This is a genomic window from Bradyrhizobium sp. sGM-13 (assembly GCF_018398875.1).
In the GTDB taxonomy this organism is placed as follows: domain Bacteria; phylum Pseudomonadota; class Alphaproteobacteria; order Rhizobiales; family Xanthobacteraceae; genus Bradyrhizobium.
Genome location: NZ_JAGWDK010000262.1, coordinates 1 through 306, shown reverse-complemented (window position 1 = coordinate 306; position 306 = coordinate 1). Strand labels below are relative to the sequence as shown.

At 60.8% G+C, this 306-nt stretch carries 1 pseudogene; it reads right to left on the bottom strand.

Going from position 1 to position 306, the window contains the following annotated elements:
• A pseudogene (locus KJQ96_RS39010) lies at window positions 1–235 on the bottom strand (IS256 family transposase); the annotation flags it as partial.
• Window positions 236–306: the final 71 nt, after the last annotated feature.

Here is a 306-nt window from a genome sequence, read left to right as displayed (position 1 = left end):
GGACGGCGACCGGACCGATCCCGGTCATCACCTCGCGCTCCGGCAGGTGACCGTGGCGCACGACCCGCTGGTGGCCGTCTGCGGTCTTCAAATCGGCATGCTTGCCGAGAAAGTCCGCGACCTCGGCCTCAATCGCCTGGGCCAACAGAGTACGTGCCCCAGTACGTAGGATTTCCGTGAGTTGATCGACGACGTTCGTTGGCTGAATCAGCTGGATGATGTTATCTTTGGACACGGCATATCGCTCCTTTGGTGGAGAAGTGGAGGCGTCAAGCACCCCCACGATATGCCGCCTTTCCGATTCCC